At 59.2% G+C, this 657-nt stretch carries 2 protein-coding genes; both read right to left on the bottom strand.

Going from position 1 to position 657, the window contains the following annotated elements; genetic code table 11:
• A partial coding sequence (locus tag DEQ92_RS21250; protein WP_147299547.1) for an ATPase domain-containing protein occupies nucleotides 1–303 on the bottom strand: 303 nt, incomplete at its 3' end.
• Nucleotides 304–373: 70 nt separating this feature from the next.
• Nucleotides 374–657 (bottom strand): ATP-binding protein (locus DEQ92_RS21245; protein WP_147299546.1); only part of this gene is annotated, 284 nt, incomplete at its 5' end.

Below are 657 nucleotides of genomic sequence, written 5' to 3'. Positions count from 1 at the left end.
CGCCCGCTTGAAAAAGTCCGACTCCGGCCCGACATCGAGGAAGTTAGCGCCGCGGATGTCGATTCCGAGTTCGGCCGCGTTCGCGCGGAGGTCGTCGGCAGATTCTTCGCCGTGAATGAACAGCACTGTCTCACCGGCCGAGAGACCTTCGCAGAGGAACTCCGTCCCAAGCAACGTCTTGCCCGTGCCAGGAACCCCCAAAACTAGATATAGACGGCCGTCTACGAACCCACCTTCGAGAAGCGAATCCAGTCCCGGGATTCCGCTCGAACTCCGGGTAAAGGATTGTTCAGGGGTATTCATATTCGTCCATCGTCACAGAGAGTGGATAAACATCACTATCGGTTATCGGGCCTGATAACCTAATTTCGAGTCACTCCCTGTCGGAGACGCGGTCGACCCCGCGGAACTCGAAGCGGGCCCCACCGTCAGTCCCCGCGGCCACGTCGACTTGCCAGTTGTGGGCGTCGACGATCTGACGAACGATGGCGAGACCGAAACCTGTTCCGTCTTCGGAGGTCGTAAAGCCCGAATCGAAGACGCCATCTCGATCTGACGGCGGGATTCCGGGACCATCGTCTTCGAGATAGAATCCCCCATCGATCGTTCCCAGTTGCACGGTCACGTCGTCGCCAGCGTGTTCCCGCGCGTTCCGAA

This window comes from Haloferax sp. Atlit-6N, assembly GCF_003383195.1.
GTDB lineage: Archaea > Halobacteriota > Halobacteria > Halobacteriales > Haloferacaceae > Haloferax > Haloferax gibbonsii.
Note: the sequence above shows the minus strand (reverse complement) of the source record. Positions and strands in the feature narration are given on the sequence as shown.